10 protein-coding genes are annotated in these 13,005 nt (G+C 67.1%); 5 read left to right on the forward strand and 5 right to left on the reverse strand.

Annotated elements, in window-relative coordinates:
* Nucleotides 1-231 precede the first annotated feature (231 nt).
* The 4 genes from NYP18_RS00380 to NYP18_RS00395 are packed head-to-tail and all read left to right on the forward strand — an operon-like array spanning nucleotide 232 to nucleotide 6,770.
* The gene (locus NYP18_RS00380; RefSeq protein WP_259426132.1) at nucleotides 232-1,704 is read left to right on the forward strand and encodes a DUF3375 domain-containing protein; all 1,473 of its coding nucleotides are present in this window, start codon (nucleotides 232-234) and stop codon (nucleotides 1,702-1,704) included.
* Complete coding sequence (locus tag NYP18_RS00385) at nucleotides 1,701-2,339, forward strand: DUF4194 domain-containing protein (RefSeq protein ID WP_259426133.1); 639 nt, start codon at nucleotides 1,701-1,703, stop codon at nucleotides 2,337-2,339. Before NYP18_RS00380 ends, NYP18_RS00385 begins: the two co-directional genes overlap by 4 nt.
* Nucleotides 2,336-5,653, forward strand: a complete 3,318-nt coding sequence (locus NYP18_RS15485; protein ID WP_259426134.1) for an ATP-binding protein — start codon at nucleotides 2,336-2,338, stop codon at nucleotides 5,651-5,653. Before NYP18_RS00385 ends, NYP18_RS15485 begins: the two co-directional genes overlap by 4 nt.
* A 1-nt stretch (nucleotide 5,654) precedes the next feature.
* The gene (locus NYP18_RS00395) at nucleotides 5,655-6,770 is read left to right on the forward strand and encodes a Wadjet anti-phage system protein JetD domain-containing protein (protein WP_259426135.1); all 1,116 of its coding nucleotides are present in this window, start codon (nucleotides 5,655-5,657) and stop codon (nucleotides 6,768-6,770) included.
* Between the two features lie 43 nt (nucleotides 6,771-6,813).
* On the opposite strand, the gene NYP18_RS00400 is transcribed toward NYP18_RS00395, so the two are convergent.
* The 5 genes from NYP18_RS00400 to NYP18_RS00420 form a co-directional block, all read right to left on the reverse strand.
* Nucleotides 6,814-7,989, reverse strand: coding sequence for a YihY/virulence factor BrkB family protein (locus NYP18_RS00400; protein ID WP_259426136.1), 1,176 nt, complete (start codon nucleotides 7,987-7,989; stop codon nucleotides 6,814-6,816).
* Nucleotides 7,990-8,143: 154 nt separating this feature from the next.
* Complete coding sequence (locus NYP18_RS00405) at nucleotides 8,144-8,980, reverse strand: hotdog domain-containing protein (protein ID WP_259426138.1); 837 nt, start codon at nucleotides 8,978-8,980, stop codon at nucleotides 8,144-8,146.
* Between the two features lie 29 nt (nucleotides 8,981-9,009).
* Complete coding sequence (locus NYP18_RS00410; protein ID WP_259426139.1) at nucleotides 9,010-9,471, reverse strand: cupin domain-containing protein; 462 nt, start codon at nucleotides 9,469-9,471, stop codon at nucleotides 9,010-9,012.
* Nucleotides 9,472-9,515: 44 nt separating this feature from the next.
* Nucleotides 9,516-10,721: an acyl-CoA dehydrogenase family protein gene (locus tag NYP18_RS00415; RefSeq protein WP_259426141.1), complete on the reverse strand. Its 1,206-nt coding sequence runs from the start codon at nucleotides 10,719-10,721 to the stop codon at nucleotides 9,516-9,518.
* 31 nt (nucleotides 10,722-10,752) lie between these two features.
* The gene (locus tag NYP18_RS00420; RefSeq protein WP_259426142.1) at nucleotides 10,753-11,232 is read right to left on the reverse strand and encodes a MaoC/PaaZ C-terminal domain-containing protein; all 480 of its coding nucleotides are present in this window, start codon (nucleotides 11,230-11,232) and stop codon (nucleotides 10,753-10,755) included.
* A gap of 173 nt (nucleotides 11,233-11,405) precedes the next feature.
* Here NYP18_RS00420 and NYP18_RS00425 point away from each other — a divergent pair, with 173 nt between their 5' ends.
* Complete coding sequence (locus tag NYP18_RS00425; protein WP_259426143.1) at nucleotides 11,406-13,001, forward strand: acyl-CoA carboxylase subunit beta; 1,596 nt, start codon at nucleotides 11,406-11,408, stop codon at nucleotides 12,999-13,001.
* The last annotated feature ends 4 nt before the right edge of the window (nucleotides 13,002-13,005 follow it).

Here is a 13,005-nt window from a genome sequence, read left to right on the forward strand (position 1 = left end):
TCGATTGCTCAGGCTGGTGCTCCAGGAGGGCATTGAGTCGAGGTGGCACTTCGCGGGCAGCTGCTTTCACGCGGACTAAAAAATAAACATACTGAACCCATATGTTTATGATGGCGGCATCTGTGGACGCGCTCCATGTTTCACGTGAAACCCCGCAGCTGACCGCGGCGGGGGAAGGGCGTCGATAAGCACCCGGCGAGGGCGCAGCACTTTTCTGGAATAGTCACTGGCATGAGTCTGGTCTCCCATGCATTGGGTTTTGCCCGCTTCCGGCGGGAATCGCCGGTGATGGCGCTGTTGCGCAGCGAGAACCTGCCGGTGGTGCTGGCGGTGGTCGCGCAGTATTTCCCGCAGGGGGCGCTGGCACGGCCGGCCCATGAGATCTACACACTGCTGGATGAGGGGTTGCGCCAGCTGCGCGGTGAGAGTTTCAGTCTGCCGAAAGGTCCGCAGGACTATGTCGGCGACTGGGTGCGCAGTGGTTGGCTGGTGCGCCGCCCCGGTACCTCGCGAACCGGTGAGACCCTGGAGCCGAGCGAGGATGTGCTGGCGGTGCTCGATGCCCTGCAGCGCTGGGACAGTCCGCACCGTTCAGTCTCGGCCTCCCGGATTGAATCGCTCTCGCAGGCGCTGCAGACCCTGGCGCGGGAATCCGACCCGGATGTGGGTAAGCGACTCGGCGAGCTGGAGCGCCAACGCGAGGAGATCGGGCACCTCATCGAGGCGACCCACCGCGGTGAATTCGAGGTGCTGTCCACCGCGCAGATCACGGAACGGATGGCGGACATCCTGGACCTGGCGTCTGCCATTCCCGCTGACTTCGCCCGCGTGCGTCACGAGCTCGGGGACCTCAACCGTCAGCTGCGCCGGCAGCTGCTCGACCCGGAGGATTCCCGCGGGGACGTCCTCGAGGAGATTTTCCGCGGCGTGGATCTGATCGGCGATTCGGATGCCGGCCGCAGTTTCAACAGCTTCTTTGAGGTGCTGCTCGACCGGGAACGTTCCGCGCTCATCGACAAGTGGATCGCCGAGGTGCTGGGTCGGGAGAATACCGGGGAGGTGCCGGAGCATCTCCGCGTCGGCCTGTACCGGCTCTTCCGCGACATGGAGGAGGCCAGCTACGAGGTCAGCCAGGAGATGACCGGTCTGGCGCGCAGCCTGCGCCACTACGTCACCACCGAGGAATTCGCGGAGAACCGCCGGATGGTGCAGCTCCTGCGCGCCACCCGGCACGCCGCATCCGAGGCCGCCCAGGAGGGCTCTGTCAGCGCGCTCAACCAGATGGAGACCCCGCTGGTGCGCATCGGCATGCAGCTGCGTTCCGTGGCGGCGCTGCGCCTGCGCAACCCCGGGGAGGAACGCGTCGAGGGCACTCCCACGCAGGTCGAGGAAGTGGAACTGGACGCCGGGGTCCTCATGGAGCAGATCCGGGCCAGCGAGATCGACTTCGAGGAACTCGAGGAGGCCGTCGCCACAGCCCTGGCGCAGCAGCCCAGCGTCACCATCGCCAAGGTCCTGGAACTCAGCCCGGCGACCCAGGGCCTGGCCAGCGTGGTGGGCCTGCTGTATCTGGCCATGACCCGCGGTGTGTCCACCGGCAAACCGCAGACCGTGCAGTGGGAGGATGATGGCGGAGCCCGCCGCGCGAAGATCAGCGGCTGGCAGTTCCACCGCGGCACGGAAGAGGAGAACACACAAGCATGAGCACCCCGATGTGGCCGGGGGACACCGGCACCCTGTCCTACCATTCCCGGCGTGCCCTGGTGCAGCTGCTCAAGGGGCCGATGCTCACGGCCCAGAACCACCCGCAGGTGTGGCAGGCCATCGTCAGTGATGAGGAGGCGTTGCGTTCCTGCCTGCACAACGTCTTCCTCGACCTTGTGCTCGACGAGGACGCCGGCATCGCTTTCTCCCGGGCCGCGGCCGGCGGACAGGACGTGGACCCCGGCGACGGGAAACAGGAACCGATGCCGAAGGTGCTGCGCACCGAATCACTCAGCCACACGGACACCCTGATCATCCTGCACCTGCGCCAGGAACTGGCCCTGGCGGCGCCGGGGGAGCGGGTGATCGTGGACCGCGGGGAGCTGCGTGATCAGGTGCTGCTCTACCGGGTGGACACCGAGCGCGATGAGACGAAACTGGGCAAGCGTTTCGACGCCGCCTTCCGCCGCATGGGGGAGTACTCGCTGGTCCACCCCACGGAGACCGAGGGGCGTTTCGAGGTCTCACCCGCGCTGCGCCAGATCTTCGACGCCGCCACCGTCGAGGGCGTGCGGGCGGAATACGAGCGCTACCGCAGCGCCGACAGCGACAGAGACACCGAGGAGCAGCAGTGAGCATCCACCCCGGCCAGTTCCGCCTCTCCCGGATCCAGCTGATCAACTGGGGCACCTTCGAGGGCAGCGTCGACATCCCCGTCGCCCGGGAGGGCTTCCTCATCACCGGTGGTTCCGGTTCGGGCAAGTCCACGCTCATCGACGCCATCACTGCCGTCCTCCTGCCCGGCGACCGGGTGCGTTTCAACGCCGCCGCCCAGGCGAACACCCCGCGCGGCAAGGGCCGCAACCTCGTCTCCTACATCCGGGGAGCCTGGCGCTCACGGGAGGACCACGCCTCCGGCACGGTGGTGGCCACCTACCTGCGGCCCAAGGCCACCTACTCGGTGGTCGGCCTGACCTACGACGACAGCGACGGTACCGCCCACACCCTGGTGGCCATGTTATACCTGAAGTCCGGGCACAACTCCCCGGCGGATGTGGCGCGTTTCTACGGACTCATCCCCGGTGACCACACGGTCTTCAGCCTGGTGGAGCACCTGGGCAGCGGCATCGACAAACGCCGGATCAAGGCGGCCCATAAGCAGGCCACCTTCTCCGAGAACCACTCCGTCTTCGCGGGGAAATTCCGGCAGCGCCTGGGCATCGCCAGCGAGGAAGCCCAGTACCTGCTCCACCGTGCGCAGTCCGCCAAGGACCTGCAGAGCCTGGACGACCTCTTCCGTGACTACATGCTGGAAGAACCCGCCACCTTCGGCTTTGCGGACACGGCGGTCGAGCAGTTCCGCGACCTGGAGGGCGCCTACGAGAAGGTCGAGGACATCAAGGCGCAGGTGGCGGCCCTGGAACCGCTGGTGGGGCTGCAGCGGAGGAAGGAGGAGGCGTCGACAAGCAGGGCGCACGCGCTGACGCTGAAGCAGGCTCTGCCAGCGGTGGGCAACCGCATCAAACGCGGCGAGCAGGAGGCGCTGGTCCGCCGCTACACCGTGGAACACGATGAGGCGGCCTCCCGGTTGGAGTCCGCGGAGCAGCGGCGCACCCACGCCGAGGAGATGGAACGCATCGCCCGCAACGCGGTGGAGCAGACCCTCGGAGCGAAACACGGTGAGCTGAGCGCACGCCTCGATGCCGCGGCCGAGCGCCTGGACCGCGCCGAGGCGAACCGCGCGGAACTCGCGGCCGCTGTCGAAGGAATCGGGGGTGTGCCCCCGGAGGTGGCCGAGGATTTCCTGGTGCTGGGCAATGACGCCCGCGTGATCACCGCTGAACACGCAGCCGCCCGAACCGCCCTGGACACCGTCAGCGAGGAGGCCGTCGCCGCCCGCACCCGCGCCACCGATGAACACGAGGCTGCGGAGCGGGAACTCAACGCGCTCAGCCGCGGCAGCAGCAACATCGACTCCCGCCTGCTGGAGGTCCGCGAGCGGATGTGCCACGACCTGGGACTGAACACCCGGGACGTGCCCTTCGCCGGTGAACTCATCGACCCTGTGGATGCGGAATGGGAACCGGTGGTCCAGCGCCTGCTCGGTGGCCTGGCCGCCACACTGCTCGTCCAGGACGAGGCCCTCCCGCGCATCCGCGACTGGATCGACGCCGAACACCTGGGCACCCGCCTGGTGGTCAACGGCGTGCGCACCACAGACGACCATTCCTCCCGGCGGGTGGCGCACAACGCCCTGCCCCGGAAGGTTGAGGTCATCGACTCGCCCTTCCAGGCCTGGTTGCAGGCGGAACTGGGTCGGCGCCACAACATCCTCTGCGTGGACAGCCCGGCCGACTTCGCGGACCTGCGCCCCCAGGATGATGCGGTGACCCTGCGCGGTCTGCGCCGGTACGCCCGACGCACGGGCGATGCCACCGAGCGCCTGGAGAAGGACGACCGCCGTCGCCTCGGGGACCGATCCACCTACCGCCTCGGCTCCACCAACCACGAGAAGATCGAGCTGCTGCGCCAGCAGGTCCGGCAGGCGGCAGGGAAAATGCAGTCCGCCGTCCACCGGCAGCAGGAGGCCAAGGCGCGGATCGATGTCCTGGATAAGGAACTGCGCGCCGCGGAGCTGATCCTGCGCACCTCCTGGGCCCAGGTGGACACCGCCACCGTGCGGCAGGCCCTGGCGGACCTGGACCAGGCCCTGCAGGAGCTGCAGACCACCCCGGAGGCCGCGGAACTCAGCGCACGTCTTGAGGCTGCGACGACGGAACTGGCAGCGGCCCGGGAACAGTGGAACCAGGCGCACCGCGACGAATCCGTTGCCGCGAACCAGCAGGCCTCCGCCCTGCAGGAACTCGAGCGCCTGCGGAAGATCCCGACGACCGAGGTCGAGGAGGCAGTCGCCCGCGAGGTGGAGAAGCGGCTCGCCGAAACCACCCGCCGCATCCACGCCGGCAACGTCGACGAGCGCACCAACGCGCTGCGGGAGGAACTCGACGCGGAGATCGACACCTTCAACACCACCCTCAGCCGCACTGACACCCAGATCACCTCCACCTTGAGCGGCTACCTGCAGAAATGGCCCGCCGAGCAGGCCGACATCCTGCCCCAGCCCGAGTACATCGGCGAGGCCCTCAACCGCCTCGGGGCCCTGCGTGGAGACCGCCTGGCGGAATTCACCGCCCGCTTCCTCGGCCTGATGAACGACATGTCCACCCGCAACCTCGGCCAGATCGCCCGGGCCCTGCGCAACGCGCGCCGGGAGATCGAGGAACGCATCGACCCGATCAACCACTCCCTGGAACGCTCCGAGTTCAACACCGACCGTTTCCTGCACATCCAGGTCCGCGACCGGCGCGGAGAGGTGGTCCAGGACTTCCAGCGCGACCTCGACGAGGCCGTCAGTGGTGGCCTGGGCACGGACGATGAGAAGCAGGCCTTCGCCCGCTACCAGGTCATCGCCGCGCTCATCCGGCGCCTGGGCTCGCAGGATTCCGCGGATGTCCGTTGGCGGAAGCTGGTGCTGGACACCCGCCGCCACGTCAGCTTCATCGGCATCGAACGCGACCGTGAGGGCACCACGATCAACACCTATGTCGACTCCTCCTCGCTGTCGGGTGGGCAGGCCCAGAAGCTGGTCTTCTTCTGCCTGGCTGCCGCGCTGCGCTACCAGCTGGCCGAACCCGGCGCCCAGTACCCGACCTATGCCACGGTCATCCTCGACGAGGCCTTCGACCGCGCCGACCCCGCCTTCACCCGCCAGACCATGGACGTGTTCGCCAGCTTCGGTTTCCACATGGTGCTGGCCACCCCGCTCAAGCTCATCCAGACACTCGGCGGCTATGTCGGGGCGACGATCGTGGTCGACTACCAGGAGAACCCGGATGAACACGGGGAGATCCGCGGCACCTCGCGCTATTCCCGCATTGAGATGGGCTGAGATGCTCCCGCTTATCGACGCCCGCTCCCGCGCCCTCCGCCACCTCCGCTCCCGCGAACGCGAGCTGCTCGCCGGGGACTTCGGGGGTTACGGCTTCCCGCTGCGCCCGCCGACCGCGGCTCAGGCCGCGGCGGACGTGCCGGCCACGCAGGAGTTCATCCGCCAGTGGCAGGGCATCGACGGTGTGGAGACCGCCGTGCGCAACTGGTCCGCCGTGGGCCTGGGCCGCCAGAAGGTGCCCGTGCGCCTCCAGCTGGACACGGTGGAGCAGCTGGTGGACTTCACCGGGTACCGGAAGGAGTGGCAGGGGCTGGTGCAGCGCCGTGGTCTGCTGGTCGCGATGACGGGTTCGCCGGCGGCCGTGCTGATGGCGTTGCCTCTGTGGCGCAGTGTGGCGATGGCGGACCTGCACCTGGCGGCAGAGGTGCTGGCCTGGTTCGAGGCACACCCCGCCTCCGGTGTGCTGCCCCGCACGGTCGCCGTGGAGGGGGTGCACACCAAGTGGTTGGAACAGCACCGCGAGTTGGTGGAAACCCTGTTGGCCGCCCGCCGCGGGGAGATCGGCCGTGCGGAGCTGGGTCTGGCAGAACCGGAGGGGCGGGTGCGCCTGCGCTTCTCTGCTGAGCAGGGGCCGGGCGGGCTGAGCGATGTGGAGGTGGTGTTCTCCGAACTGCCCCGGATTCCGGTGCCGCGGGCGGTGGTCATGGTGGAGAACCTCGAGTCCTTCCTGGCCCTGCCTGTTCCGGCCGGGGTGGTGTTGGCCTGGGGCGCGGGGTTCCGGGCCGTCACGATCGCGCGGGAGCCATTCTTCCGTGCTGCGCCTCTGATCTACTGGGGTGATCTGGATGCCGACGGTTACGCCATCCTCGACGGTGTCCGTGCGGTTGTGGCTGAGGTGAGCTCGGTGCTCATGGACCGGGCGACTGTGCATCGGTGGCGGCACCTGGGGGTGGCTGACCGGGATTTCCGACCGCGTGTCTATGAGCGGCTGACCGCGGCGGAATCGGCCGGTCTGGAGGAGCTGCTCGAGACGGGACACCTGCGCATTGAACAGGAGCGGATCCGTTTCGATGTCGCTGTGGCGGCGGTCGAGGAAGCGGTGCGGGGGCGCTGCTGACCTCTGGGTCGTTCATCACCCGGTGGCGCGCACCCTCGCTGCCTCACTTCTTCCCGTAGGCGGTGCTGCCGGAACGCTCGTTTTTATCCTCATCCCCGCCATCCCCTTCAGCTGCGTCGCTGTCCTCGTTGTGGGTGGCCCGCAGTTCCCGGCCGTCAGCCTCGAGCCTCTCCTGCACCTCCTGCTGTTTCTCCACCTTGGCGGTATCGCGCGGGGGCAGCTGGATGTTCTCCTCCGCCGCGATGTTGGCCTGCAGCTCACGGGCGCGCTCGACTTCGGCGTCGATCTCCACGCCCAGCAGCAGGACGATGTTGAACACCCACAGCGTGAACAGCAGCGCCATGACGCCGCCGACTGCGCCGTAGGCGCTGTACCCGCCGAGCAGGGAGAAGTACAGGTAGAGCGTCCCGGAGGCCAGGGCGATGCCGAGGATGGCGACGATCGAACCCAGGCTGATCCAGCGGAACTTCGGTTGCCGGACATTGGGGGTGAAGTAGTAGAGCACCGCGATGAGAACAATGAGCAGCGCCAGGATCACCGGCCACTTCACCCACGCCCACACCGGTAGGAAGGTGCCCATGAGGAAGGCGAGGACCCCGCCCAGCCCGAAGGGTTCCGCGACCGGGCCGAGCAGCCCGGAAACCACCGTCTCATTGAGGACCAGGGAGATGAGGATGAGCACAATACCCAGCAGCAGGCCCAGGGTGGTGGCCAGCATCGTGCCGGTCAGTTTGATCAGGCCCCGCCCTTCGGTGCGCTCATAGATGGCGTTGGTGCTGCGGGAGAAGGCTCTGACGTAGCCCGAGGAGGACCACAGGGCGGTGGCCACACCGATGATCAGGGCGACCGCACCACCGGTTGCCGAACCGGTGATGGTGTGGATCAGGTCGGTGACCAGCTCCTGGTAGTCCGCGGGCACGTATGTCTCGGCGAAATCCTCCACCAGGGTGGTCACGGCCCGGGCATTATTGGCCAGCACCAGGGTGATGATGGAGAACACCGCCAGCATGGACGGCGCCAGAGACAGGACCGTGAAGTAGGTGAGCATCGCCGCCAGGTCCGTACCACCGTCGGAGATGAATTCCCGCACGGACCGTTTCAGGGCGTACTTCCAACTGGAACCGGTGAGTTTGGGCGGGGCATCGGGTTTTTTCCCGCTGTCCGGGGCGGGGGCGTCGACAGCGTCCAGCGTCTCTTCTATGTGTTCCTGCGGTGCCACGTGAGATCCTCTCGTCGCTTACATAGCGGTTGCCGAATGTGATTCAGGCCCCATCGTAGAGCTGTCCCAGGGAGGGTGACGAGTCTGTTGCAGAGAGAACAGGAACGCCGGACAACCGCAGACTTGCCCGGCGTTCCAAGGTTTCCCGCCTCCCCTACATCGTGGCCACCCGGTGCAGGGTCGCCAGGCCGAAGGTGGCCGCCGAGCCGTCCACATTGCGGATGTGTACCTCGGCCAGCACCACGGAACGGGAAGAGTGGATGATGTCCACGACGACCCGGAGATCGCCGTCCAGCACGCCGGGGCGCAGATAGGACACCCGCAGCGAGGCGGTGCGGAACGGCTCACCCGGGAAATTGCTGGAGCGTTCCCAGGCCGCATTCGCGGCCACCTCCGAGAAACACAGACCGATTCCGCCGTGGAGCATCCCCATCGGGTTGCGCATTCCAGGGTCGGTCCGCAGCACGAACTCGCTCCGGGTGCCCTGCTGGTCGGAGAACTCCAGGTGGGAATCAAGGGAGGTCAACCAGGAGGGTGCCTCCGGCGGAACAGGTGTCTGCCGGTGCGGTGAGTCATCACCGGGGAAGAAACGCATCCGCTGACCAATGGTCGCGATGAGTTCACCGCCTTCGCCGCGCAGCTGACCGCTGCTGTGGCCCCAGCCCTGTGTGCTGTGGTCTGCGGTGGCGGCGGCGGAGATCAGCTGTGCTCGCGCAGGGATCGTGGTGTGGAAGTCCACGCTGATCTCAGAGGTGACCCCCCACTGCCCGGCACCACGGGTGGTGAGCGCCGCATAGGCGGTGGTGTCGTCGATGAGCACGCCGGTGGCACCCTGGTGCATCCGGGTGCCGTCTGCCCGCAGCCCCCACCCGCCCAGATGCATGGCCGATGTGGCGGTATGACCGTCGGTCATCACCGGATGGATACCGAAAGCCGTCTCCGGGTGACCGCGGAGATAGGGGACCGGGCGGGCGGTGACGGTCTTCTGCATGGGTGCTCCTTGGTTGAAGTCGGGGTGGATCAGGACCGGTAGTCGATCTCGATGTCGGCGATGTCCTGGTCCTCGAGGTTGACCACGATGTTGTCCGGGGTGCGGGTGGTCATCCAGATCAGCTCCTCGGTCCTGCTCGCGTTACCTTCGATGTGCGGCATGAACGGCGGGACGAAGACGAAGTCGCCCTCCTCCATGTAGACGATCTTCTCGTAACGCTCACCGTAGCGGATGTAACCGCGGCCCTTGAACACGTAACCGCCGGTCTGGGCCTCGCCGTGGTGGTGGGCGCCGGAAACCTCACCGGGGCCGGTGTAGACCTTGCCGAACCAGATCTTGGAGGCGGCCGAGTTCTCCCTGGACACGCCGGAGATGCGGCGGGCGTTGTGGGTCTGGCCGGGGGCGTCGCCGAGCTCGTCGGCACGGTTGACGGTGAAGATGTCGACGTTCTTGTTGATGTCGAAGTCGGGGCCGGGGGTGTTCTGGGACATGGGGGTGGTTCCTTTCAGAAAGAGGGGTGGGGTAGTGGGGTGGATCAGTAGGAGCGGGGCAGTCCCAGGTGCTTCTCGCCGATGTAGTTGCGGATCATCTCATCGGTGAGCGGGGCGAAGGTGTAGAGCCGGGCATCGCGGAAGTAGCGCTGCATCGGCAACTGGCGCAGGAAACCCCAGCCGCCCATGACCCGCATGCCGACGTCCGAGGCGGTCGTGCCGGCCTCGGAGGCGGCCAGCTTCGCCATCGCGGAAAGAGTCTCGTTGGCACCGCCCTCGGCCTCATCGGAGGTACGCGCCGCGTTATGGAGCAGGAGGCGGGCGGACTCGACCTTGACGGCGGCGTCGACAAGCTCGTGCTGCAGCGCCTGGAAGGCGCCCACGGGCCGGCCGAAGGCCTCCCGGTCCTGTGCGTAGGCCACCGCGTGCTCCAGCGCGCCGCGCCCGATGCCCAGGGCCACGGCCGCACCGTTGAGGCGTTCACCGTTGAGGGTGGCCAGCACCTGGCGGAAACCACGGTCAACCTTCCCGAGGACGAGCTCAGCGGGGATGACCACGTCCTCGAAGACGATGTCGGCCTGCTCCAGGGCACGGATGCCCATCGTGTCGATGGGGGTGGTGGTGATGCCCGGGGTGGAGCGCGGCAGGATGAACATCGTGATGCCGTCGATGGAGGAGCGCTCGATCTCCGAGGTACGCGCCAGCACCAGCAGGAAATTCGCCGTGGAGGCACCGCCGATCCATTTCTTCCGGCCGTTGAGGACATAGGAGCCGTCCTCGCGCCGGGTGGCCCTGGTCTTCATGGCGCGGGCGACGTCGGTACCACCGTCCGGTTCACTCAGGGCAAAGGACATGCGGGCGTCACCGTCGAGCAGCGGGGCCAGGAATTCCTGCCGCTGGGCGGAATTGCCGAAGGAGTGGAGCAGTTCGACGCCCATGTACTGGACGACGATACTCACACCTACCGAGGTGGCGCCAGCCCCAAGTTCCTCGAGCACGGTCACCTGACTCTGGTGGGAGGCCTTGCGGCCGTCGAGCTCGGTCTCCAGGCGGATGAGCCCGGCGGCCGCGAGCTCGTTGTAGAGCTCGAGATCATAGGTCTCGTTCTCGTCGTGTTCGGCGAGGCGTTCCGGGGTGGTGTGCTCGGCGAGCACCCGGCGCACCCGGGCGCGGACCTCGGCGACCTCCGGGGTGTCGGCCAGCGTGGCGAAGGGGGCCAGAGCCGGGGCGGTGATCGGGGCAGCGGTCATGATGTTCCTTTCCGTGTTCTATGGGCCGGGCTCAGCGGCGTTCGATGAGGAAACTGCTGGTGAAGGTCATGACGACCTCGTCGTGCTGGTTGAGCACCGTGTAGCCGAGCGACCACACCCCATGCTCGGGTTTCTTGGTTTCGCGGGCGACGCTCACCTCGGCCTCGACGCGGATGGTGTCGCCGATGAACACCGGCTTCATGGCGCGTACCGCGTCCAGCCCGAGCCAGGCGACCACGTGGGTGAAGTAACCGGTCTGGGTCATCAGACCCAGCGCCGCCGAGAGTGTCAGGGGGCCGTGGCAGATGCGCTGGCCGAAGGTGGTCTTCTCGGCGTACTGGGCGTCCAGGTGCAGGGAGACCCAGTCGCCGGTCAGACCGGCCCAGTTGACCAGGTGGGCCTCGGTGATGGTCAGCCCGGGGCTGCGCAGGGTGTCGCCGGTCTCCAGGGCATCCCAGTAGTGGTCGGGGGCTCCCTTGATGGTGGGGGCGAGGGGGGTGGCGTTTGTCATGGTGGTCATTCCTTCCTGAGGTGTTCCCAGTCGAGGGTCTCAGACTGTGTCGATCGTGTCATTCCGGTGGAACTGTGGCCTGACTCTCAACATACACTAGACTAACGTATGTTCGTTCGTGTACCAATAGAGGAAGAACATCGACCGACTGACCGACCCGACCGGAGGATCCCATGACCCAGACCATCCCCGAGCAGAAGACCGCCGATCAGACCAACATGACCAAGGAGGACCAGGTGAACGAGACCGTGCATGACAGGCTGGCACGCAGCCTTGAGGAGGCCCGCCTGGGTGGGCCGGAGAAGAACCGGAAGAAGATCACCGACTCAGGCAAGCTGCTGGTGCGCCAACGCCTGGACCTGCTCTTCGATGACCAGCACTACATTGAGGACGGACTGCTGGCACGCTTCGAGGAGGGGCTGCCGGGCGATGCCGTGGTTACCGCCTTCGGAAAGGTCGACGGCCGTGAGGTCTGCGTCATCGCCAATGACTTCAGCGTCAAGGCCGGCACCTGGGGGAACCGCACCTTCGAGAAGATCATCCAGGCCCAGGAGAAGGCCAACGAGGCGGGCATCCCGATCGTCTACCTCTTCGATTCCGCCGGCGCCCGCATCAACGAGCAGTTCGAGTCCTTCGCCGGCCGCCACGCCTGGGGCAACATCTTCTACAACCAGGTCCAGATCTCCGGCCGTGTCCCGCAGGTCTGCGCGTTGTTCGGCCCCTCCCCGGCGGGTTCGGCCTACGTTCCGGCCCTGTGCGACCTGACCATCATGGTCCGCGGCCACGCCACCGCCTACCTGGGTTCTCCCCGCCTGGCCGAGATGGTCACCGGCGAGAAGGTCACCCTGGAGGAGATGGGTGGCGCCGAGATGCACTGCACCGTCTCCGGTCTCGGTGACGTACTCGTCGAGGACGATGCCGAGGCGATTGCCGCGATCCGTGTCTGGCTGTCCTACCTGCCCGCCGACTGGGAGACCCCGGCGCCCATTGCGCCGGCCGCCGAGCCGCGCGAGGGTCGCACCCTCGAGGAGATCGTCCCGCTGCGCGAGGCCGAGGTCTTCGACATGGAGGAGTTCGTCGAGTCGCTCGTGGACGAGGGCAGCTGGTTCCCCTACAAGGAGCTGTTCGCCCCGGAGATGCTCACCGGCTTCGCCCGCATCAACGGCCGCCCCGTCGGCCTGGTGGGCAACCAGCCCATGCACATGGGTGGTTCCATATTCCCGGATTCCTCGGACAAGGCCGCCCGGTTCATCTGGATCTGCAACGCCTACAACATCCCGATCCTGTTCCTGGTGGACATCGCCGGCTACATGATCGGCTCCGAGGTGGAGCGCCAGGGCATCATCCGTCACGGCGCGAAGATGATCTTCGCCGTCTCCGAGTGCCGCGTCCCGCGCATCACCGTGCTCGTGCGCAAGGCCTACGGCGGCGGTTACCTGGCGATGTCCGGTGCCCCGATGAACCCGGACGCCGTCATCGCCCTGCCGACCGCCCGCCCCGCGCTCATGGGCCCGGACGCCGCCGTCAACGGCATCTACTACAACCAGATCCACGAGATCGAGGATCCGGAGGAGCGCAAGGCCTTCATCGCCGAGAAGCAGGCCGAGTACGCCGAGGGCATCGACGTGTTCAAGATCGCCAACGCCAACGCCGTCGAGGCCGTCGTCCCGGCCAATGAGCTGCGCGCCGATCTGACCCGTCGCCTGGGACTGTACTCCAAGCGCAAGGCCGTGCCGGTCGAGCGCCGCCAGGCCGTCACCCCGGTCTAGGGAG

Origin of the sequence: Corynebacterium lemuris, assembly GCF_024919295.1 — a bacterium.
Classification (GTDB): Bacteria; Actinomycetota; Actinomycetes; order Mycobacteriales; family Mycobacteriaceae; genus Corynebacterium; species Corynebacterium lemuris.

Excerpts from the sequence above, each read along its gene's own strand:
- NYP18_RS00380 (WP_259426132.1), top strand. The coding sequence starts at position 232 with ATGAGTCTGGTCTCCCATGCATTGGGTTTTGCCCGCTTCCGGCGGGAA.
- NYP18_RS00385 (WP_259426133.1), top strand. The coding sequence starts at position 1,701 with ATGAGCACCCCGATGTGGCCGGGGGACACCGGCACCCTGTCCTACCAT.
- NYP18_RS00395 (WP_259426135.1), top strand. The coding sequence starts at position 5,655 with ATGCTCCCGCTTATCGACGCCCGCTCCCGCGCCCTCCGCCACCTCCGC.
- NYP18_RS00405 (WP_259426138.1), bottom strand. The coding sequence starts at position 8,980 with ATGCAGAAGACCGTCACCGCCCGCCCGGTCCCCTATCTCCGCGGTCAC.
- NYP18_RS00410 (WP_259426139.1), bottom strand. The coding sequence starts at position 9,471 with ATGTCCCAGAACACCCCCGGCCCCGACTTCGACATCAACAAGAACGTC.
- NYP18_RS00415 (WP_259426141.1), bottom strand. The coding sequence starts at position 10,721 with ATGACCGCTGCCCCGATCACCGCCCCGGCTCTGGCCCCCTTCGCCACG.
- NYP18_RS00420 (WP_259426142.1), bottom strand. The coding sequence starts at position 11,232 with ATGACAAACGCCACCCCCCTCGCCCCCACCATCAAGGGAGCCCCCGAC.
- NYP18_RS00425 (WP_259426143.1), top strand. The coding sequence starts at position 11,406 with ATGACCCAGACCATCCCCGAGCAGAAGACCGCCGATCAGACCAACATG.